Origin of the sequence: Cupriavidus sp. U2 (genome assembly GCF_009663685.2) — a bacterium.
GTDB lineage: Bacteria > Pseudomonadota > Gammaproteobacteria > Burkholderiales > Burkholderiaceae > Cupriavidus > Cupriavidus necator_C.
The window spans coordinates 61615-82586 of sequence record NZ_RCOG02000032.1; the positions used below are offsets into that span (position 1 = coordinate 61615).

Sequence of the window (20972 nt, forward strand, 5' to 3'; positions counted from 1 at the left end):
CGATGTCCAACACCCCTCACCTGCCCCAGATCCACCCGCTGCCCAACAGGTTCCGGGCCGATGTGCTGGCGCGCAAGCGGCTGATTGGCCTGTGGAGTTCGCTCGGCCAGCCAGTGACCAGCGAGATTGTCGGCCTGGCCGGCTTTGACTGGATGCTGCTCGATGGCGAGCATTCGCCCAACGACGTGCTGACTTTCGCGCCCCAGTTGATGGCGCTCAAGGACAGCGTCAGCGCCCCCGTTGTACGGCCGCCGTGGAACGATCCGGTGATGCTCAAGCGCCTGCTCGATATCGGCTTCTACAACTTCCTCATTCCGTTCGTGGAATCGGCCGAGGAAGCCCGCCGCGCGGTGCGTGCCACGCGGTATCCGCCCGACGGCATCCGGGGCGTGTCCGGTGCCCAGCGGCAGAACCGCTATGGCACGCTGCCGGACTTCTTCAAGACCATCAACGACAACATCTGCGTGCTGGTGCAGATCGAAAGCCGCAAGGGCGTGGAAGCCGCCGCCGAGATCTGTGCGGAACCCGGTGTGGACGGCATTTTCATCGGCCCGAACGACCTGGCCGCGGCCTACGGGCATCTGGGCAATCCGAACCACCCCGATGTCCAGGCGGCGGTGAAACAGATCTACGATGCCGCCAACCAGGCCGGCAAGGCCATCGGCACGCTGACACCGGTCGAAGCCGACGCCCGGCGCTATCTGGATATGGGCGCGCACTTCGTGGCGGTGGGCATCGACCACGTATTGCTGCGCGATGCGGCCCGCGCGCTGCGCGACCGCTTTGCGTCCTGAAGCCATTTTGAACAGGAAGGAATCATGAGCAAGCTCGGATTTATCGGATTGGGCGTCATGGGCAAGCCCATGGCGGAACACCTGCAGGCGGGCGGCCATACCGTCTACGCGCACACGCGCAGCGGCGTGCCGCAGGACCTGCTCGACCGCGGCGTGCAGCCGTGCGCCAACGCCACCGAGGTGGCCAGACAGGCCGACATCATCTTCCTGATGCTGCCCGATACGCCTGACGTGGCGCGCGTGCTGTTCGGTGACGACGGCGTGGCCGCCGGGCTGAGCCAGGGCAAGATCGTCGTGGACATGAGCTCGATCTCGCCGATCGACACGCGCGAGTTCGCCGGCAGGGTCGAAAAGCTCGGCTGCGACTATGTGGATGCGCCGGTGTCGGGCGGCGAAGTGGGCGCCAAGGCAGCCACGCTGTCGATCATGGCCGGTGGCAAGCAGGATGTCTTCGACAAGGTGCTGCCGCTGCTGCAATTGATGGGCAAGAACATCACGCTGGTGGGCAATGTCGGTGACGGCCAGGTGGCCAAGGTGGCCAATCAGGTGATCGTGGCGCTGACCATCGAGGCCGTCAGCGAGGCGCTGGTGCTGGCTGCCAAGGCCGGCGCCGACCCGGCGCGCGTGCGCCAGGCATTGATGGGCGGCTTCGCCAGTTCGAAAATTCTTGAAGTCCACGGCGAACGGATGATCAAGCGCACGTTCAATCCGGGTTTCCGCATCGAACTGCATCAGAAGGATCTGAACCTGGCGTTGTCCACGGCGAAGCAGCTGGGCCTGGGCATGCCGAATACGGCATCGACGCAGCAGTTGTTCAATGTGTGCGTGGCCCAGGGCGGCGCGGGCTGGGACCACTCGGGGCTGGTCAAGGCCATCGAGCACCTGTCGTCGTTCGCGATCGGCGACACGCCCAAATCGGCCGGATGACAACCATGTCGGCCGCGCTGAATTCCGACGATCTGGCGTGCTTTGTCTGCGTGGCCAACACGCAGAGCATTTCGCGTGCCGCGCTGGAACTTGGCGCCGACCAGTCAACGGTCAGCCGGCAGATCGCGCGGCTGGAGGCCGCGCTCGACACCCGGCTGTTTCATCGCAGCGGCCGGGGCGTGGTGCTGACCGAGGCCGGTACCACGCTGCTGGGTTACGCGCGACAGGTGGCCGCCACGCTGGCCGAGGCGCGCGCGGCGGTGCGGGCATCCACCGCACAGGGGCCCGCGCAGCTGGTCATCGCGGCGCAGCCGACCATCGCCAATACCGCGTTCGCGGCCATCGGCACGGCGCTGAAGGCGCGCTTTCCGGCGACGAAGATACGCTTTGTGGAAGGTCTGGCCAACCCGGTGCTGGCGTGGCTGGCGGCCGGCGACATCGATGTGGCCCTGCTCTACCTGCCCGAACAGCAGGGTGCGCTCAAGGTGGACGTGCTGCTGGAAGAAGACCTGACGCTGGTCACGCCCACGTCATGGAGCCACCTCGGCCCCACGTTCCAGGCGCGGCGCCTGGGCGAAGTGCCGCTGATCCTGCCCAGCACGTCGCACGGGCTGCGCGTGCTGGCCGAATCGCTGGCGGCGCGCGTGGGCACCTCGCTGAACATGGCGATGGAGTGCGATGCCTCGAACACGGTGGCCATGCGGCTGGTGGAAGACGGCTGCGGCGCCACGCTGCTGCCGTTCGCGGCCGTGGCCGATCGCGTGGCCCAGGGCCGGCTGCATTCGGCGCGGCTGGTGGACCCGGTGGTGACGCGTCAGGTGGCCATGGCCACGGCGCGCAACCGGCCGGTGGTGCCGGAGTTGTGGGACATCATGCAGACGGTGCGGCAGTCCGTGCGCAATATCGTGATGTCGGGCGCCTGGCCGGGGGCGCGGCTGGTGTAGGTCGCCGATGTCCGGTGGTTTTGCTCCCCCTCTCCCAGGAATGGAAGAGGGGGAAACAGACATCGCGGACATCCAGCCTTACTGCTTCGTCGTACCGTTCTGCAGTTCGGCCTTGGCCGTCTCGTCGGCGGCCTTCTTCGCGTCCTTGCGCTCGGACTTGGCCGCGTTCACATCCTGCTTGTATTCGCCCTTGGCCGCCTTCTTCTCGGCCTTGTACTGGTCATTGGCGGCCTTGCGGGCCTCGCGGCGTTCCACGAGCGGGTCCTTCGGCGGCTGGACCTGGGTCGTGACCGGCGGGGCCGCGGTCGTGATGTCGGCCGGGGCGGCCGGCGCCTGCGTGGTCTGTGCAAAGGCGGTGACAGAGATCATGCCGGCTGCCAGGGCGCCAATCAGGGAGGTGGTGCGAATGGTTCGTTGCTTGGACATGTTGAGACCTCTCAGGTGGTTGTTATCGAAAACGACGGGTGCGTTGTTTCCCACCGCGTGCCCAGTTTAGAAGCCGCACGGTGCCCCGTGTGCCGCATTCACACATCTCCTTACAAAACCTCGCCCGCACTGACAGACAACGCCCGACAACGCCACAGTTTCTGACGATTTTTGCGAGGTTTTCCGCTTGATCGAGGCAAGCGCGTGGGCCACACTGAACCGCATCGACATCGATTCCAGGGGAGTTGCCATGCATCTCGACGGATCGTGCCAGTGCGGCGCGGTGCAGTTCAGCCTTGAGTCCGATTCGCCCTACCCCTACCTGCATTGCCACTGCTCGATCTGCCGCAAGACCGGCGGCAGCGGCGGCTATGGCATCAATCTGGGCGGCGATGCCCATACGCTGCGCGTGGCCGGGCAGCAGCACGTGGCGCATTTCCATGCCGTGATCCGCGAGCCCGGCAAGCGGCCGGTGCGGTCCAAGGGGTACCGCCACTTCTGCAAGCTGTGCGGCAGCCCGCTGTGGATGTGGGACCCGCGCTGGCCGGACCTGGTCCATCCGTATGCGGGCGCCATCGACACGCCGCTGCCCCGGCCGCCCGATGTGGTGGAGGCCGGTCTCGATTACGTCGCGCCGTGGGTCGATGTGCCGCGCAGCAAGGGCCATCGCCATGTGGGCACCTGGCCCGAGGAATCGTTGCGCGAATGGCACGCGCGGCATGACCTGCTGAAGTAGACGCCAGACCGGCGCCGATGCGGCCCGGAACGCCTTGTCCCAGGCGCGCCAGCGGGTCGGACGGCTCCTGACAGGGTCTTGCACCGGCGCTGACAGACATCGCGCAAGTGCGCTGCTATGCTCGAATGAGACAAGGCATCTGGGAGCCCGCCATGCGCGACTATCGCCAGTATCTGATTTATCCGATGGCATCGCTGTTTGCGATCGTGGCGGTCACGCTGCTGGTCGGCTGCGGCGAATCGGCCAAGTTACCCGATACGGCGGGCATCGGTCCGAACCCGCAACTGCCGGCGCCGCACAAGACGGTGCTTCCGACTATCCATATCGCCCCCGCCGAGGGCTGGAAGGACGGCAAGATGCCCGTGGCGGCCGACGGCATGCGGGTGGCGGCCTATGCCGACAAGCTGGACCATCCGCGCTGGCTGTACGTGCTGCCGAACGGCGATGTGCTGGTGGCCGAAACCAACGCGCCGCCCAAGCCTGACGACCACAAGGGCATCCGGGGCTGGATCATGAAGAAGACGCAGGAGCGCGCCGGCGCCGGCACACCCAGCGCCAACCGCATCACGCTGCTGCGCGACACCAATGGCGACGGCGTGGCCGACCAGAGATCGGTTTTTCTTCAAAACCTGCACTCGCCGTTCGGCATGGTGCTGGTCGGCAATGATTTCTACGTCGCCGATACCGATGCCGTGCTGCGCTTCCCGTACACGCCGGGCCAGACCAGCATCTCGGCGCCGGGCCAGAAACTGCTGGACCTGCCCGCTGGCTCGATCAACCACCACTGGACCAAGAACATCATCGCCAGCCCCGACGGCAGCAAGCTGTATGTCACGGTGGGATCGAACAGCAACGCGGGCGAGAACGGCATCGACAAGGAAGCCGGCCGCGCCGCCATCTGGGAAGTCGATCGACAGACCGGCCAGCATCGTATTTTCGCCAGCGGCTTGCGCAACCCGAACGGCATGGTCTGGGAGCCGACCACCAAGGCGCTCTGGACATCCGTCAATGAGCGCGACGAAATCGGCAGTGACCTGGTGCCCGACTACATCACCTCCGTGCGCGACGGCGGCTTCTACGGATGGCCGTATAGCTATTACGGCCAGCACGTGGACGACCGCGTGAAGCCGCCCGCCCCCGACATGGTGGCCAAGGCCATCGTGCCCGACTATGCGGTGGGCGCGCACACGGCGTCGCTGGGCATGACCGGCGCATCGGGCAACAGCTTGCCGCCCCAGTTCCACGACGGCATGTTCGTGAGCCAGCACGGCTCATGGAACCGCAAGCCGCGGTCGGGCTACAAGGTCATCTTCGTTCCGTTCGACCAGGGCAAGCCGCGCGGCGCGCCGTTCGACGTGCTGACCGGCTTCCTGGATCGGGACGGCAAGGCGCAGGGACGCCCGGTAGGCGTCGTGATCGACAAGACCGGCGGGCTGCTGGTGGCCGACGACGTGGGCAACGTCGTCTGGCGCGTGAGCGCCGCGAAGTAATAGCGCGAAGTAATGGCGCGAAGTAATGGCGCGAAGTTGTGCCGCGAAGTCGCCCCCAGCCACGCTGCTCGCGTTTGGCGCCTGCGCGCTCATGCCATCGGGCGCTGCGCGCGTCCGACGATCTGCAGCGTCCGTAGCAATAACGCCAGACCGCGCCGCGTATCGGCATCGCGCGCCAGCGCCCACAGGGCCCGCGTACCTGGCGGCTCGGTGTCCCGCCGGGTCTGGGCAGCGGCCAGCCGCAGGGCGCCGCTTAACGCGCCATGGGCCGCCACGCCTTCCTCGAACACGCTGCTGACTTTCTCGATCATCGCCGGATCGAGAAAATCGACCAGGTCGGCCATCAGCGCCAGTATGTCGACCAGGTTGTCCAGCCGCCCGCCCAGCAGCAGCGGGGCCAGCCTTGGAGACAGTTCTGCCCAGGCCGCCGGCGCCGGGTCAACCGGCTGGCTGTCGGCCAGATGGTGGGCAACGTGCGGCGCAAGGCGTGGCTCGGAAGCCTCGGGAATGGATGCCATGGGGACTCCGTAGTGGATCGGATCGGGTGATGGCAGGAGCGGCGGTCAGAGCATGCCCCGGGCAACCGCCCAGTAGGCGCCGCGATTGAAGCCCTGGCGCAGCAGCCCACCCAGCCTGGTGGGCGGCATCGGTTGCACGTCCCGATGGTAGTCGTACCAGAGCGGCATGCCCGCCGATAGCCCAAGCTGGGCAACGGCCTGGACCTTGCCGTCGTAGGCCGCGACGGGACGCCCCAGGCGTATCGACGCCGCGATGTTGTCGGCGATCACTGGCGCCTGGTTGTGGCACGAGCCGCCGGCCTTGCTGACCGGCAGATCCACGGTATCGCCAATCACGTAAACCCGCTCATGCCCGCGCACCTGCAAGGTCTCATGGTCGGTGGGCAGCCAGCCCTCGTCGTCGGCGGCTTCGGACAGGCCGCTCTGGCGCACCACATCGACGGCGCGGATGGGCGGCGTGGCCATCAGGATGTCGAACGGCTGCTCGGCGCCCTCTTCCGAATACGCCACCCGCCTGCCCGGGTCCACGCGCGCCAGGGTAAAGCCGCGCTGATAGCGGATGCCGCGCTGTTCGAACAGGGCCGGCACGACATCGCAGGTGGGCTTCTGCAGGAACAGGCAATTGCGCAGCAACTGCGAGACGGTCGGGTAGGTGTAGACGATCTCCACCCGCTCGCGCACCCCGCGCCGGCGCAGGTAGTCGTCCAGCATCAACGTGGTTTCCAGCGGCGCGATGCCGCACTGATGTGGCACGTTGTGCGTCTTCGGAAACGACACCGTGACGAAGATGCTGCCACGCTCGATGCGGGCGAGCTTTTCGGCCAGTTGACGGGCCGGCGCGTACTGGTAGAAATGGTCGCCCGCCTCGCCCAGCCCTTCGATGCGCTCCGGGGCCGGCACGCAACCGGTGGCGATCACCAGATAGTCGTAGCCGTAGCGCCTGCCGCTGCGGGCCTGCACCTCCTGGCGGCCCAGATGGAACTGCTCGGCCGCATCCACCACGAAATCGATCTCCGGCCGCAGCAGCGACCGCTCGCGCCGTACCAGTTCCTCGCGGAAGAACGCGCCGAACGCCACATACATGAACGCCGGCTTGTAGAAGTGATCGGCCGTATCGGACAGCACGGTCACGGCGACGTCGCCGTCGACGATCTCCCGGAACAGCTTGCCGGCCAGCTGGTTGGCCAGCATCGTGCCCCCCACGCCACCCCCTACGATCAGTATGCGTTGTGTCATCGTCCCCACCTGGTCAGGATCATCGAGAGAACATGCCGCTCAGACGCGAATCCGCACGGGGCGGGAAAGTGTCTGGCAGACCGGGCACTCACGCGCCGTCTTCAGCACGCGCGCGTGCAGGTCGGCCGATATGGCGGCCAGGAAAAATACGTCGATCTCGAAGGCCGTGATGTCACCCTGGCGGTCCAGGCGGACATCCACGCGGTACGGCGGCAGTTGTGCGTCGCGGTGGGCCATGTCAATGGTGATGCAGACGCAGGCTGCCAGGGCGCCCGCCAGCAGTTCGTGCGGCCGCATGGCGGTTCCGCCGCCCAGGCCGCCGGCGGCGGCATCGGCAAGCACCACGTGATGCCCGCTGCGGATCGTCACGGGGTACGACGGGCCCTGGCGCGACGCGGAAACCAGCAGCGGCGCCATCAGTGGACCTGCGCTACCACGAACAGCCGTCGAAATGGAAACAGCGTGCGGCCGTCGGCGCCATTTGGATAGAGCTTGCGCAGCCGTGGCACGTACTGCGCCAGAAAGCGGCAGCGCTCGCTGTCGTCGAGATGATCGGTCACCGCGCGCAGGCCCGACGCCTTGATCCAGTCGTAGACGGGGTCGTCGCCTTCCACCACCTGCAGGTAGTCAGTCTTCCAGATGTCCAGATGCGCGGTGCGATCCACCAGCAGCTGGTAGTAGAACGCTGCGGGCTGCACGTGGTTGCGCGCCAGTTCTCCGCGCAGCATCGGCGTGCCCAGCACGCTGCCGCCCGGGCCCGCGGTGGCCAGCACCTCGCGCATCAGACCGTACCAGGGGGTCTCGCACCAGTCGGGCATATGCAGCGCCAGGCAGCCGCCGGGCCGCAGAAAGCCCAGCAACCTTGGCAGCAGCGTTTCGTGATCGCCCAGGAAGTGAAGCACCGCGCTGGCGAAGATCAGGTCCGCGTGCGCCTGCGGCGCCCAGTGCCCGATGTCAGCCTGCTCCCAGCGGATGGCGCCACTCTCGCCGGCTGCGGCAGCCAGCATCTCGGGGGAACTGTCCACGCCGCACACGCTGGCGTGTGGCCATTTTTCCTGCAAGGCCCGGGTGACATGCCCCGGCCCGCAACCGATGTCGTACACCGTGTGCGGCGCATCGAGCGGCACCCGCTGCAGCAGTTCCAGCGCGGGCCGCAGCCGCAAATCGGAAAACTGCAGATACAACGTTGGATCCCAGCGCGCATCCGGCCGGCCTTCGCTCACGTTCATCGACATCAATCGCATGGTTGGCGCTCCATGGCGCGATGCCGGGGGCATCGGGAATGCTCATTAGCATATGCATTCGATGTCGCGACGCTACTGAAGAATCTTTATGTCAGTACTGGCACGGTTTAAATGACAAGTCCGCGCTTCTCACGCGAACGGGTGACATGTGCGCGGGAACGGCCGCACAACGGCCGCCAAAATGAAAACCGGCGGTGCGATCCCCTCGCACCGCCGGAAAGCTGGCCCGGCAGCCCGGAGCAACGTCAGAAGCGGTGCTGCAGGCCCGCCAGCACACCAACCTGGTTGTCCGCGTAACCAGCGAAATCCCGCGACACGCTCACGGGCTGGCCATTACGCGCCTTGGCATAGGCTGCGGACACGTACGCCAGGGTGCGTTTGGAGAAGCTGTACTGGGCGCGCAGTGACACCATGATCGGATCGGCGTTGGTGTCGCCCTTGATGTTCTGCTTGTAGACCGCGCCGTAGAGCGCGAAGGCGGGCGTGAAGTCGTACGCCGCGCCCAGCCAGTACATGTCACTGAGCTGGTTGGGGGCTGCCGTGGTGAAGGTCTTGCGGTAATTGCGATAGCCGGCAAAGAGCTTCAGCGCGCCTACGTCGTACCTGGCACCGGCATGGATGCCCTGGGCATAGTCTGTCGGGTCGCCGGCCGCCCCGTTTACGCGGTCCCACGTGAGCATCGCCGAGAAACCGCCCGCCGTGTAGCCAATCGCCAGATCGTATTTCGACGATGATTTGAAGCTGCCGGGCGTTTCGCCGAAGCCCAGCGTTCCACCCACCTTCACGGGACCGAACTGCCCGTCATAGCGCACCACGTTCGACGATCGCACGAACATGCTGTCCTGCCGGTCTCCGGAGCCTGTCGAGGCCATGGCCCAGGAATAGTTTTGCGCGTAGTCCATGGGCTCGAACGGCGCCATGTAGTCGAACGTCGTGGAATAGTCGGCGCCCATCCGGATGCTGCCCAGCGTTTCGTGCTCCAGGCCCACCCACGCGCGCCGGTTGAACAGCCCGCGGTCGCCGTAGAACTTGCCGGTATCGGCCTGGACGCCCGATTCCAGCCTGAAAATGGCGGTCATTCCGCCGCCGAGCGGCTCGGCGCCGCGCAGGCCCCAGCGGGAAATGTTCTTGCCGCCCGAGACCATCCCCACCGTCGATTTGCCGTCGGGACCGGCGTTGCTGAGGTACTCGACGCCGACGTCAAGCAACCCGTAGAGCGTGATGCCGGACTGCGCTTCTGCTGCTGTCGAGACCAGGCCGGTTGCGGCCAGTACCACTGCCTTGCGTTTCATGTCAGACCTCCTTGCACGTTCCTGTTTGGACGTACAGCGTGAGGTCCGGTGCCGGCGACAGGCCGCGCTTTTGCAGGTCCTTTTGATCCACGGCAGGCGTGCATCAGCGCAAGGCCGCAAAGCGGGGGCCAGAAATGAAAAACCGGCGGCGCGAGCCCCTCGCACCGCCGGAAGGCCGCCCACCACGGCAGCCTGAAAACAACGATCAGAAGCGGTGCTGCAGGCCCGCCGTCACACCGACCTGATTGTTGGCATAGCCAACGAAATCGCGCGAGACACTCACGTTCTGGCCGTTGCGCGCCTTGGCATACGCTGCGGACAGGTACGCTGAGGTGCGTTTGGAAAGATTGTATTGGGCGCGCATCGAGATCATGATCGGATCCCCATCCGTGTCGCCCTTGATGTTCTGCTTGTACACCGCGCCGTACAGCGTGAAGGCCGGCGTGAAGTCGTAAGCGGCGCCCACCCAGTACATGTCGCTCAGCTGCTTGGCGGCCGTCGTGGTGAACGTCTTGCGGTAATTGCGATAACCGGCGTACACCGACAGCGGGCCGAAGTCGTAGCTGGCGCCCGCGTGGATGCCCTGGATGTAGTCGGTGGCATCGGCCGGCGTGGTGCTGGCGCCCGCGCCCATCTGGCGATCCCAGGTCACGGCCGCAGCAAAGTTGCCCGCGTTGTAGCCCAGTCCCAGATCGTATTTCGACGAACTCTTGTAGCTGCCCGGCACTTCGCCGAACGCCATCGTGCCGCCCACCTTGAACGGCCCGAACTGGCCGTCGTAGCGCACGATGTTGGTCGAACGCGAGAACATGCCGTCCTTGCGGCCGCCCGTGGCTGTCGAGGACGTGGCCCACGAATAGTTCGGCGCGTAGCCCATCGGGTCGAACGGCAGCATGAAGTCATAGGTCGTGGTGAAGTCACGGCCCAGGCGAATGCTGCCGAGGTTCTTGTCCTGCAGGCCCACCCACGCGCGGCGGTCGAACAGCGTGTTGTCGGTGTCCAGCTTGCCGGTATCGACGGCGATGCCCGATTCCAGCGTGAAGATGGCCTTCAGGCCGCCGCCCAGATCTTCGGTGCCGCGCAGGCCCCAGCGCGACGTGTTCTTGCCGCCCGAGGTCATTTTCACCAGGGAATTGCCGTTGGCGCTGGCATGGTTCACGTATTCGATACCCGAATCCACCAGGCCATACAGCGTCACACTCGATTGCGCCGCCGCGCCGCCCGATACCACGCAACCCAACGCGGCCAGGGCCACTGCCTTCCGTTTCATCCTCAGTCTCCTTTGTTGTTCTGGTCTGTAGTGAACGGAGCGGATGGTATGGGGGCCTCACTTTCAGTTCGCTTTCGATACGCCTGCGATTTTTGCCGTGGGGGATGCACCACGATTGGGACTTTCCCCATCTAGGCGCCGGCGCCGGTAACGGGTATCACTCCAGCGCGATTCCCCGTAGACCCCGTTTGCCGTAGCCCCATGCGTATCCTGCTTGCCGAAGACAACCTGAAACTGGCCGCCTCCCTGACGGAATCGCTGAGCCAGAGCGGCTTCACGGTCGACTGCATGCATGACGGGGCCAGCGCCGATCACCTGTTGACGACGCAAGACTACGCGCTGGCCATCCTCGACATCGGCATGCCGCGCCTGGACGGCCTGGAAGTGCTGCGCCGCCTGCGCGCGCGCCGCAATCCGCTGCCGGTGCTGATCCTGACCGCCCACGGATCGGTGGACGACCGCGTACGCGGGCTCAACCTGGGCGCCGACGACTACCTGGCCAAGCCGTTCGCGCTGACCGAACTCGAAGCCCGCGCCCGCGCGCTGATCCGGCGCAGCCATGGCCATGACCGCACCGAGCTGGCCTGCGGTCCGCTGCACTACGACAGCGTGAGCCGCGCTTTCACGCTCAACGGCGAACTGCTGCAACTGACCGGCCGCGAACGGGCCGTGCTGGAGATTCTGCTATTGCGCGACGGCCGCGCGGTCAACAAGGCCGCGCTGTCCGAGAAGATTTTCGGCATTGACGAGTCGGTCAACGCCGACGCCATCGAAATCTACGTGTACCGGCTGCGCAAGAAGCTGGAAGGCTCCGGCGTCAGCATCGTCACGCTGCGCGGCCTGGGCTATCTGCTCGAAGCACAGGACACGGCTGCGGCCGCCGGCGCGGGCCCGCGCGCATGAAGGCCGGCAGCCTGCGGCTGCAACTGACACTCTGGCTGCTGCTGCCCCTGCTGGTATTGCTGGCGCTGGACGCGTGGCTGACCGACCGCCGCGCCATGGCCGCCGCCGACCAGGCGTTCGACCGAACCCTGGCCGCATCGCTGAAAGCCATGCGCGAAGGCATCAAGCTGCGCGATGGCCGCGTGGAGGTGGAGGTGCCCTATCTGGCGCTGGAGGTGTTCGATGCCGAGGCGGGTTCGCGCGTTTACTACAGGATCCGCGACGAGCACGGCGCCACGATCACCGGCTACGACGATCTGCCGATGCCGCCCGGTCCGGTGCGCTCGCTGTATCGGACGCAGTTCTACGACGCCGACTTCCGCGGCACGCCAGTCCGCATGGCCGCCATGGCGCTGCCGCTGCACGATGTGCGCTCCGCGCGTACGCAGATGGTCTGGGTGCTGGTGGCCGAATCCACCGAGCCGCGCGAGCGGCTGGCCAACGAAATCCTGATCGGGTCGCTGCTGCAGGAACTGATGCTGGTGAGCCTGGCGCTGGTCATCGTCTGGTTCGGCGTACGGCGCGGGCTGCGGCCGCTTCAACGGCTGTCGGACACCGTGGCCGCGCGCGGGCCCGATGACCTCGCCCCCATCGGCGATACCACGCTGCCGGTCGAAATCCGGCCGCTGGTCACCGCCGTGAACCAGTACGTAGCGCGGCTGCACCGCATGGTGCAGGGACGCAAGCGTTTCTTTGCCGATGCGGCCCACCAGTTGAAGACGCCGCTGGCGGTCATCCAGGCCGAATCGGAACTGGCGCTGCGCGAAACTGACCTGGCCGGCGTGCGCGGCCACGTGTCCAGGCTCAATGGATCGGTCCGGCAGGCGGCAAAGGAAGTGGCGCAATTGCTATCGCTGTCGCGGCTCGAAACCGACAGTGGCTACGCCCCGACGCTGCGGCTGCTGGGGCTGGGGCCGCTGGCGCAACAGGTGGCGCTGGACTGGGCGCCCACGGCCCGCCAGCAAGGGGTGGATCTGGGCTTCGACAGCGATGCGGAGACCCACGCGGATATCAGTGGCCAGCCGGAACTGCTGCAGGAACTGATCGGCAACCTGATCGACAACGCCGTGCGTTACGCGGGCCCGGGCGCCATGGTCACGGTGCGCGTGGCCGGGCGCAGGCTGCTGGTGGAGGACAACGGCCCCGGCGTGGCGCCGTTCGAGCGCGAATCGGTGTTCAAACGCTTTTATCGCGGCGAGGCCAGTGCCAGCCGCGAAGGCAGCGGCCTGGGCCTCTCCATCGTGCGCGAGATCGCGCGGCTGCACGGCGCCACCGTCGCACTGGGCGACACACCGGGCGGCGGGTTGACGGTGGTGGTGGATTTTCCGGGTTAGACCGGGTGCGCGTTACCCCTGCTGGGGCCGGGACAGATTGGCGCGGGCGCGCCGCAGGAATTCGACGAACTGGTCGGCCTCGGCTTCGGAAAAGCCATCGAGGGCCTGGGCGGTCACTACGTCGCCCACATGCTGCGCGGCGTCCAGCGCCTGATCGGCTTTGTCTGTCATGCGCACCATGCGCTCGCGACGGTCTTCTGGGTTGGGGCGACGCGCGATCCAGCCGCCCTCTTCCATGCGATCGAGCAGCCGGCCGGCCGAAATCGGCGCCACTTCCATCAGGTCGGCCAGCCCGGCCTGGTTCATTTCGCCGTGATACGACAGGTAGGCCAGCGCCCGGAACTGGGCACGCGTGAGGTCCAGTGTGGAGCGCGACAGGTCGTCGAACCGCTTGCCGGACAAGCGGCCCACGTCCGACACCAGAAAGCCGAAGCGCTTTTCAAGATTCTTTTCCATGCGCGGATTATAGGGAGTCGAACGATTCGGTTTGGTGTCGAAAACCCTGAATTGCACGCTTTGCCCCCGGGGGATTCCGGCCTTCGGGCGGGAGTCTGGTGTGCGTACAGCTTGCCGACGACAACAACCTTGCACACGCCGCCATGGATTACGCTAAGCTGGTCGCCAATCCGACACTTGCTGGCCCTGGCCAGCCTTGAAACTGGCCCCGTCCCTGGAGCGGCAATGCCGACCTACGACTATCGATGCCCTATCTGCGGCGACTTTTCTGAAATCCGGCCCATGGCCCGCCGCGACGATCCCGCCATCTGTCCCGACTGCGGCGAAGCTGCCACGCGCGCTTTGGTGGCCGCCCCGGGCCTTGCCGGCGGCAGCACGGAGGGCGCCGGCCCCAGCCACGGCGCGTCCTGCGCTTGCTGCGGTCCGGTCAAGCTGGCGGGACGAGCCGGCGGCGGCGGCTGGAGCCGCTGACACCCTTCAATCCGAGCGAGCAACGATGTGACGCTCAGCCAAGCGATGCCAATCGCTGGATTGTCTCGGGGTACTTTTGCACGAGCCGGATAAGCAGCGTCGCCTGGGCGTTCGGTTTGGCGCGCCCCTGCTCCCAGTTCTCCAGGGTGCGGGGGTTGATTCTCAGATACATCGCGAACACCGGGCGCGACATATTCAACCGTTCGCGAAGCGCGACCAGTTCTTCTGCGGCAATCGCCTGCAATTCGTCGATTCGCACCTTGTGCGAACGCAGCGTAGCCTTCCCCTGCCGTTCGGCAGCGAGGGCGTCGAATCCCTCCATCAGTTCAGCGAAGATGTCACGCGTCATATCGGTTCCTGACATTCCGTTCCCTTTCAAGCAACGCAGCAAGCTGTTGTCGCTGTCGATGCGTCATATCGTCTGCGGTGTCCTTGTTGTAGACCGTAAATAGCCAGAACTGGGCACCGCCGAGCCAGTAGTAGTAGATCACTCGCAAACCACCGCGCTTCCCTTTCTGTCGCCACCCGTCGACAAAGCGCACTTTGCGCAAGCCTCCCGTCCCGGGGATGACGTCACCTGCATGGGGATTGGTCAGCAGCAGCGCCTGCAGACGGCGAAATGCGTCATCGTCAAGGCAATCGGCCCGGCACCGCTCGAATGGCGGAAGCTCAACAAAGGTTGCGTACATAGTGTACGTTATTTACGTATAGTTTGGAAAGAGGGAACGGGCATTGAAGGCGGAACCCGGGAAGCCAAACTGTAGGCGCCCAGGGCACCCGGGAACGTGTCCGGTTGTGCCGAAAACGTTAAACGTTGTGTCCGCCGGGCGAAGGCGAAAGCAATCCCTCAATTAGGCAAAGCCAATTGGGAATAATTCTCAACAACGTTCTAGAATGCACCATGGGGTCAGCCGGCCCCACGTGACCGACCCACCACACCATGCCACCGCCGCCAATTGACTCCGCCACCCTGCCCGCCGCACAGCCGCCGCAGCGGTCGCGCCTGGCTTTCCTGGGCGCCGGCGCGCTCGTGGCCGTGGGCTACATGGACCCTGGCAACTGGGCCACGGCCATTGCGGGCGGCGCGAAGTACGGCTACAGCCTGCTGATCGTGATTGCGCTGTCGAGCCTGGTGGCGATGCTGCTGCAGTGGATTGCCGCCCGGGTGGGCGTTGTGACCGGGCGCGACCTCGCCCAGCTGTGCCGCGAGCGGTTTCCGCGCCGGGTGACCATTGGCCTGTGGGTGGCCAGCGAGATCGCGATCATTGCCTGCGATGTGGCAGAGGTGGTCGGCAGCGCGGTGGCGCTTCAATTGCTGTTCCACGTCAAGCTCTGGGTAGGCGTGCTGATTGCGGCCGTTGTGACGCTGGCCATGCTGGCCGTGCAACGCTACGGCCAGCGCACCATGGAAGCCATGGTTGCCGGGCTGATCCTGCTGGTGGCCCTTTGCTTCGTCGCCCAACTGGCGATGGCCCAGCCCGAGTGGGCCGACGTGCTGGGCGGCATGGCGCCGTCCGCCGATCTGGTCCGCGATGCGGGCATGCTGTGGCTTGCGGCCGGCATCGTCGGCGCCACGGTGATGCCGCACAACCTCTATCTGCATTCCTCGCTGGTGCGCCGCTTTACGCCGCCGCCTGGCAGTCGCGTGGCACGGCGCCGGTCCTTTGCCGAAATCCTGCGCGGCATGAGCCTCGATACGTTCGGCTCGCTCGGCTTTGCCTTCCTGATCAACGCGGCGCTGCTGATCCTGGCGGCCTCGGTGTTCCACGCCAATGGCCTGACCGATGTGGAAGACCTGGCCGACGCGCACCGCCTGCTGGCACCGCTGCTGCATTCCGATCTGGCCAGCCTGCTGTTCGCTGTGGCACTGCTGGCATGCGGCCTGAATTCGACGCTGACGGGCACGCTGGCGGGACAGGCCGTCATGGAAGGCTTTCTCGACCTGCGCATGTCGCGCATGCGCCGCGCGCTGCTGACCCGCGCCGTGGCCATCGTGCCGGCGCTGGCCGCCGTCTGGGTGTTCGGCGAACACGGCTCCGCCAGCCTGCTGGTGGCCAGCCAGGTCGTGCTCAGCCTCACACTGCCGCTGGCCGTGGTGCCGCTGATCCTGTTTGGCGCCGACCGCCACCTGATGGGGGCCTGGCGCGTGCGTGGCGTGCCGCTGGCGCTGGCGGGCGCTTCGGCGGCGATCATCATTCTGCTCAACGTGGCCCTGCTATGGCAGGCGGCGCTGGCGTAGGCGCGGATCTGGGGCTTCCTACACCATCGCTGTTTCGCCAACGTCGTCGCGTTCCTTGACCCAGATTCCGCGCCGCCCCAGGATGCTGTCCGGCGCGGCGGGCCGCTGGTACAGGTAGCCCTGCGCCCAGTCCACGCCGGCTTCGACGATCAGTGCGTGCTGGGCTTCGGTCTCGATCCCCTCGGCGATCACCACCAGATGAAAGTGATGCGCCATGTTGACGATGCTGCGCAGCAGCGCCTGCGCATTGGCGTCCACGTCCTGCGTGAACTGGCGGTCGATCTTCAGGTAGTCGAACGGAAAGCTCTTGACCAGGTCCAGGTTGCTGTTGCGGGTGCCGAAGTCGTCCACGGCCAGGCGGATGCCGGCCTGGTGCAGCCGGTCGAATGCCTCGCGGGTGGCGCCGCTGTCGGCCAGCAGGTGACGCTCGGTGATTTCCAGCACCAGCCCCGACCCATCCGGCATGGCCCGCTGCAAGGCAGCCAGATCGCCCAGGAACGTGCGCCGCCGCAGGCTCAGCGGCGCCGCGTTGACCGCCACGTGCAGCGGCGCGGACGGGCCGTAACGGTTGATGTCCTCCACCACCCGGCGCAGCACGAAATGCGTGATGTCGTCGATCAGCGGCGTCGACTCGACTGTCTCGATATACGACCCTGGCGGAATACTGCCCCAGCGCGGATGCTGCCAGCGCAGCAAAGCCTCGGCACCGATCCATTGCCGCGAGTGCACCTCGACGATGGGCTGGTACACCAGATGAAACTCGCTGCGCTTCAGTGCCTGTCGCACCGCCTGCAGCAACAGGCGGCGCGGTGCGGCCACGAGCAGGAACAGTGCCACCACAAGCAGCCCGGCCAGCAGGCCGATAGCGCCATACAGCAGGTCGTACTTGCGGTGCATCGCGTTGACGTATTCGAAGGACGCCAGCACCTTGACGTGCATCGGCCACGCCTTCGACAGCGTGGTCACGCCGTCCGCCGACGCGGCCGGGGCGGGCAGATATGTCCCATCGTGATAGATCGACGCCTGGCCCACGGTCAGTACGATTTCCGATGCGCCAAAGCCCAGTCCGTGCGACAGCGCATCGGTGACATAGCGTCCCTCGATCAGCAGGAAGCTGCCCCGGTCGGGCTGGCCCGGCTGCGGCAGGAACATCGCCAGCGCCGGCGCGTACTCGCGGAACGGCGTGCCCTGCACGAGCATCAGCCGGTGCGACACGCCCGGTTGCGGATCGGCAAAGTAGTAGGTCAGCGGCACATTGACCGGCCCGCGTGTGCCCGAGCAATAGATGACGCCGCGTTCGACCAGGGCGGCGGTGCGGATATAAGGAATGAAGCTGTGTGCGGTGGCCAGCGCACGGTCGGCTTGCGCGCACGGTTTGCCGGCCAGCGGCGCCACGTGCTGGCGGCCCAGCGTATCGACGGTCTCCGCCACGCGCTCCAGGGCTGCGACGATCTCGGCGCCGATGCTGGCCTCGCGCTGCGTGACGAGATGATCGGCACGTTGCCGGCCAAGCCAGACTGCCACCGCAACAAAGCACAGGCACGTACCAAGCCACCCCAGCAGCGCCAGCGGCGACACATGCCAGCCGCCAAATCGCTCCTGCCAGAAATTCAAAGCCAAGGTCCCCTTGTTGTCGTCTTGTGCCCGATTCCGCCGATTGTGGAGCGGATGGGCGTGTCAATGCAGTCGGCGGCGCGCCTACACGGAGGATGTGACCACGGCATGTTTGCCGGCTATACCACCGGCTCCAGCTTGCGATACTGGTTGTAATGGCGGATGGCCCGATGCGGGTCGCCAAGCGCCTCGTGCAGTCGCGCGGCGTTGTAATGGGCGTCGGCAAAATCGGGAGCCAGTTCGATGCAGGCGTGATAGCTTTCCAAGGCCTCACGCTTCGCACCGGCATCCTCGAGGGCGACGCCAAGATTGAAATGGATTAACGGTTGATATGGCAGATAACTTAGGGCCTTGCGGTATTCGGCGGCGGCGTCGGCAAACCGGTCCTGGTCGCACAGCAGACAGCCGAGGTTGAGCCACGCATCGAGATAGTCGGGGGCAAGCGCCAGGGCATGCCGGTACGCGGCTTCGGCATCACGTGGCGCCACATGTTCGAGGGAAACGCCGCGTTCGAACCAGTCCGATGGGCCGAGCTCGTCCTGCATCGGGCCCGATGCCTGCCGCGTGGCGCGACGTCGCATTTCGACGACTTCGGCGCCAGCCCGCCGGTTGTCGGCATCGTCCAGGTCCAGCACGAACTGCCCCGAATCCACATGCCAGCGCCCCCGGCGATCCTGCACGGCCACATCGCCGCCCACGGCCGTCACGCGCAGGCCGGTGGGCGGACGGCCGTCCTCGCCAAGTCCCTGCAGGTGCCGAAGCGACCGTGTGACATGGCGCGTCGGTACGCCCGCCTCGCGCAGCGATTGCGCCGTGCGCAGCAGCACCACATCCTGGAAGGTGAAGCGGTATTCCTGGCGCGCGCCGCGTCTGGGCGAGATCACGCCGGCCGTCATCAACGCCGTGATGACGCTGCGCGAGATGCCCAGCAGCCCCTGCACGTCGCGCATCGAATAGGCTTGCATTGCCGCCCCAGGCGCCCTACTTGCGCGCCGCGCGCTTCGGCGCTTCGGCCGGGGCCGCTGTAGCACGGCGGGCGGTCTTGCGCGCCGGGGCTTCGGGCGCGGCCGCCTTGACGGCGGCGGCCTTGCCGGCCGTCTTCGCTGCGGGCTGGCGCTTGTTGTTGCCGATGCTCTTGCGCAGCGCCTCCATCAGGTCGATCACCTCGCCACCGGCCGGCGCAGGCGTCTCGGCGGCCACCGTGATCTTCTTGCCGGCGATCTTCTTGTCGATCTGTTCCAGGATGCGCTGTTTTTCCTCGTCCACATACGCGCTGGCGTCGTAGCCGTCCACCGCGTTCTGCTCGATCAGCTGCTGCGCCAGCTTGAGTTCGGCGGGCGCCACGTCGATGCGCTCCACGTGCAGGTCGGACATGTCGCGTACCTCGTCGGCATAAAGCAGTTGCTGCAGGATCAGGCCGTCCTGGCCCACGCGGATCTGCACCATGTACTGCTTGCCCTTCCAGGCCCACTTGGCCAGCGCACAGGTGCCGGTTTCCCGCATGGCCTCGGCCAGCAGGTTGTAGGGCTTGCCGCCGCGCTTGTCGGGGCCCAGGTAATAGGCCTTGTCGTAGTAGATCGGGTCGATGGCGCCCAGCGGCATGAACGACACGATGTCGATGGTCTGCTCGGCGGCATCCTCCAGCGCCTTCAGCTCTTCAGGCGTAAAGGTCACATAACGGTCCTTCTCGAACTCGTAGCCCTTGACCATGTCGGCGCGCTCCACCACCACGTCTTCCTTCAGGCAGATGTACTGCTGGCGCAGCCGCGATCCGCAACCCTTGTGCAGCAGGTTGAAGCTGATGGCCGACTTGCTTTCGGTGGCCGAATAGACCTTCACCGGAATGGAAACCAGCCCGAAGCTGATCGACAGCGAAGCGATGGAACGTGCGGCCATGGCGACATCCTCCCGCAAGAAGGAACAGGTCATCGTCCAGCCAGTCTAGTCCGCGAGACACGGGGCCTGCCAGTGCGCGCGGGCGGTGTGCAGTGTCAGACGCGTCCTACGTGAACGGCGTGTTGCGGCGGGACAATGGTCGCGCTGCCGCGTACATGGCGAAGCGCGCGATGCTGGCGGCGGTACGCGCCCGGCCCCTGACCGAAATGCTGGGTGAATACCCGGCCGAAGGCGGCCTGCGAGGCGTAGCCGCACTGTTCGGCCACTGCCGCCGCCGACAGTCCGTCCCGCCGCAGCAGCCGCGCGGCGCGTTCCATGCGCAGCGTGGTCACCAGTTCCAGCGGCGTGATGCCAAGCTGGGCAAAGCGCCGGGCCAGCGTGGCCCGCGACATGCTGCAGACTTCCGCGAGGCTGTCGACCGTCCACGGCCGTTCGGGATGGCGTACCACGGCATCCACGGCCCGCGCCAGGCGCGCATCGGCCATCAGCGCCATCACGCCATGCGACACCGCTCCCTGCGCGATCAGCGTGCGCAGCAGCACCGTGAACAGCGCGGTTGACAGATCGGCGATGATCGCCGCGCTGCCGGGCCCCGGCGCCTCGGCTTCCCCATGCATCATGCCGATCAGGCCGCGCAGCCAGCCCAGGCCGGCGTCATCCTTTGCGCCGGTCTTGACACACAGCATCTCGGGCAGCGCGCGCAGCAGCACGCCCGCCGAACTGCCCAGCACGAAGGTGCCGCAGAGGATGTCCAGCGGCTCGGCCGCCCCCGGCACTGTCACCTCGGTCACTACCCCGTTGAAATGGCGCGCTTCCGGCCCGGAATCCGCCTGGCGTGTCGTGCCGCCGTGCACGCCCGACAACGTATGCGCCGCCCCGTGCGGGAACAGCAGCACATCGCCTGCCGCCACGCGCAGCGGCTCGCTGCCCATCGATACATCGGCGTGGCCGTCGAGGATGGCGTGGTACGGCACGTGCCCGGGCGCTGCCTGCGCGTTGTGGGCAGACCAGGCACCGGCCACCCGGCAATGCAGGTCGACGGTTCCGGATGGCGCCAGCAGGCGCACCAGTTCGCTCAGGCTGTCCATGGATACATTCCCAGAGGGAGTGAGACGATCAAGCAAAACTTTGAGTGGATTCTAA

At 66.4% G+C, this 20972-nt stretch carries 23 protein-coding genes; 9 read left to right on the top strand and 14 right to left on the bottom strand.

Annotation, left to right across the window (positions count from 1 at the left end; genetic code table 11):
- Positions 1-2: 2 nt before the first annotated feature.
- From garL to D9X30_RS24600, 3 genes are read left to right on the top strand one after another with little or no spacing between them, the layout of a single operon-like run.
- Positions 3-794 (top strand): 2-dehydro-3-deoxyglucarate aldolase, encoded by a 792-nt coding sequence (gene garL / locus D9X30_RS24590; RefSeq protein ID WP_153947718.1) that lies wholly within the window; start codon positions 3-5, stop codon positions 792-794.
- 24 nt (positions 795-818) lie between these two features.
- Positions 819-1721 (top strand): 2-hydroxy-3-oxopropionate reductase, encoded by a 903-nt coding sequence (locus D9X30_RS24595; protein WP_153947719.1) that lies wholly within the window; start codon positions 819-821, stop codon positions 1719-1721.
- Positions 1722-1726: 5 nt separating this feature from the next.
- A complete protein-coding gene (locus D9X30_RS24600; protein WP_153947720.1) occupies positions 1727-2665 on the top strand; it encodes a LysR family transcriptional regulator in 939 nt (312 codons plus the stop codon).
- A gap of 78 nt (positions 2666-2743) precedes the next feature.
- Here D9X30_RS24600 and D9X30_RS24605 read toward each other — a convergent pair whose 3' ends face one another.
- Entirely contained in the window at positions 2744-3091 is a 348-nt protein-coding gene (locus D9X30_RS24605) for a hypothetical protein (protein ID WP_153947721.1), read from the bottom strand.
- A 250-nt stretch (positions 3092-3341) separates the two neighbouring features.
- Between D9X30_RS24605 and D9X30_RS24610 the strand changes: the two genes are divergently transcribed.
- Positions 3342-3827, top strand: coding sequence for a GFA family protein (locus D9X30_RS24610; RefSeq protein ID WP_153947838.1), 486 nt, complete (start codon positions 3342-3344; stop codon positions 3825-3827).
- A gap of 185 nt (positions 3828-4012) precedes the next feature.
- A complete protein-coding gene (locus D9X30_RS24615; protein ID WP_153947839.1) occupies positions 4013-5317 on the top strand; it encodes a PQQ-dependent sugar dehydrogenase in 1305 nt (434 codons plus the stop codon).
- Between the two features lie 89 nt (positions 5318-5406).
- Here D9X30_RS24615 and D9X30_RS24620 read toward each other — a convergent pair whose 3' ends face one another.
- From D9X30_RS24620 to D9X30_RS24645, 6 genes are all read right to left on the bottom strand, one after another.
- A complete protein-coding gene (locus D9X30_RS24620) occupies positions 5407-5835 on the bottom strand; it encodes a DUF1641 domain-containing protein (RefSeq protein WP_153947722.1) in 429 nt (142 codons plus the stop codon).
- 45 nt (positions 5836-5880) lie between these two features.
- Complete coding sequence (locus D9X30_RS24625; RefSeq protein WP_153947723.1) at positions 5881-7071, bottom strand: NAD(P)/FAD-dependent oxidoreductase; 1191 nt, start codon at positions 7069-7071, stop codon at positions 5881-5883.
- Positions 7072-7110: 39 nt separating this feature from the next.
- Positions 7111-7488 carry an OsmC family protein gene (locus D9X30_RS24630; RefSeq protein ID WP_153947724.1) on the bottom strand — a complete coding sequence of 126 codons (378 nt, stop codon included), beginning with the start codon at positions 7486-7488 and terminating at the stop codon, positions 7111-7113.
- The gene (locus tag D9X30_RS24635; protein ID WP_153947725.1) at positions 7488-8315 is read right to left on the bottom strand and encodes a methyltransferase domain-containing protein; all 828 of its coding nucleotides are present in this window, start codon (positions 8313-8315) and stop codon (positions 7488-7490) included. Before D9X30_RS24635 ends, D9X30_RS24630 begins: the two co-directional genes overlap by 1 nt.
- A 245-nt stretch (positions 8316-8560) precedes the next feature.
- Positions 8561-9607, bottom strand: coding sequence for a porin (locus D9X30_RS24640; RefSeq protein WP_153947726.1), 1047 nt, complete (start codon positions 9605-9607; stop codon positions 8561-8563).
- A 205-nt stretch (positions 9608-9812) separates the two neighbouring features.
- Positions 9813-10877: a porin gene (locus D9X30_RS24645; RefSeq protein ID WP_153947727.1), complete on the bottom strand. Its 1065-nt coding sequence runs from the start codon at positions 10875-10877 to the stop codon at positions 9813-9815.
- A 201-nt stretch (positions 10878-11078) separates the two neighbouring features.
- On the opposite strand from D9X30_RS24645, the gene D9X30_RS24650 reads away from it, so the two are divergent.
- Both D9X30_RS24650 and D9X30_RS24655 read left to right on the top strand, forming a co-directional pair.
- Positions 11079-11780: a response regulator gene (locus D9X30_RS24650; protein ID WP_153947728.1), complete on the top strand. Its 702-nt coding sequence runs from the start codon at positions 11079-11081 to the stop codon at positions 11778-11780.
- Positions 11777-13153, top strand: coding sequence for a sensor histidine kinase (locus D9X30_RS24655; protein ID WP_153947729.1), 1377 nt, complete (start codon positions 11777-11779; stop codon positions 13151-13153). The genes D9X30_RS24650 and D9X30_RS24655 overlap by 4 nt, the downstream gene beginning before the upstream one ends.
- Before the next feature lie 12 nt (positions 13154-13165).
- Here the strand turns inward: D9X30_RS24655 and D9X30_RS24660 are convergent, their stop codons facing one another.
- Positions 13166-13609 carry a MarR family winged helix-turn-helix transcriptional regulator gene (locus D9X30_RS24660; protein WP_153947730.1) on the bottom strand — a complete coding sequence of 148 codons (444 nt, stop codon included), beginning with the start codon at positions 13607-13609 and terminating at the stop codon, positions 13166-13168.
- A 225-nt stretch (positions 13610-13834) separates the two neighbouring features.
- On the opposite strand from D9X30_RS24660, the gene D9X30_RS24665 reads away from it, so the two are divergent.
- Positions 13835-14080: an FmdB family zinc ribbon protein gene (locus tag D9X30_RS24665; protein WP_153947731.1), complete on the top strand. Its 246-nt coding sequence runs from the start codon at positions 13835-13837 to the stop codon at positions 14078-14080.
- Positions 14081-14114: 34 nt separating this feature from the next.
- On the opposite strand, the gene D9X30_RS24670 is transcribed toward D9X30_RS24665, so the two are convergent.
- Both D9X30_RS24670 and D9X30_RS24675 read right to left on the bottom strand, forming a co-directional pair.
- Positions 14115-14429, bottom strand: coding sequence for a helix-turn-helix domain-containing protein (locus tag D9X30_RS24670; protein WP_153947732.1), 315 nt, complete (start codon positions 14427-14429; stop codon positions 14115-14117).
- Complete coding sequence (locus tag D9X30_RS24675; protein ID WP_153947733.1) at positions 14419-14769, bottom strand: toxin; 351 nt, start codon at positions 14767-14769, stop codon at positions 14419-14421. The genes D9X30_RS24670 and D9X30_RS24675 overlap by 11 nt, the downstream gene beginning before the upstream one ends.
- Before the next feature lie 251 nt (positions 14770-15020).
- Between D9X30_RS24675 and D9X30_RS24680 the strand changes: the two genes are divergently transcribed.
- The gene (locus tag D9X30_RS24680; protein WP_153947734.1) at positions 15021-16319 is read left to right on the top strand and encodes an Nramp family divalent metal transporter; all 1299 of its coding nucleotides are present in this window, start codon (positions 15021-15023) and stop codon (positions 16317-16319) included.
- A gap of 18 nt (positions 16320-16337) precedes the next feature.
- On the opposite strand, the gene D9X30_RS24685 is transcribed toward D9X30_RS24680, so the two are convergent.
- From D9X30_RS24685 to D9X30_RS24700, 4 genes are all read right to left on the bottom strand, one after another.
- Positions 16338-17933: an EAL domain-containing protein gene (locus D9X30_RS24685; RefSeq protein WP_194946510.1), complete on the bottom strand. Its 1596-nt coding sequence runs from the start codon at positions 17931-17933 to the stop codon at positions 16338-16340.
- 119 nt (positions 17934-18052) lie between these two features.
- Positions 18053-18898, bottom strand: coding sequence for a tetratricopeptide repeat protein (locus D9X30_RS24690; protein ID WP_153947736.1), 846 nt, complete (start codon positions 18896-18898; stop codon positions 18053-18055).
- A gap of 16 nt (positions 18899-18914) precedes the next feature.
- Positions 18915-19829 (bottom strand): non-homologous end joining protein Ku, encoded by a 915-nt coding sequence (gene ku / locus D9X30_RS24695; RefSeq protein WP_153947737.1) that lies wholly within the window; start codon positions 19827-19829, stop codon positions 18915-18917.
- Positions 19830-19924: 95 nt separating this feature from the next.
- Entirely contained in the window at positions 19925-20917 is a 993-nt protein-coding gene (locus D9X30_RS24700; protein WP_153947738.1) for a cupin domain-containing protein, read from the bottom strand.
- Positions 20918-20972 lie beyond the last annotated feature (55 nt).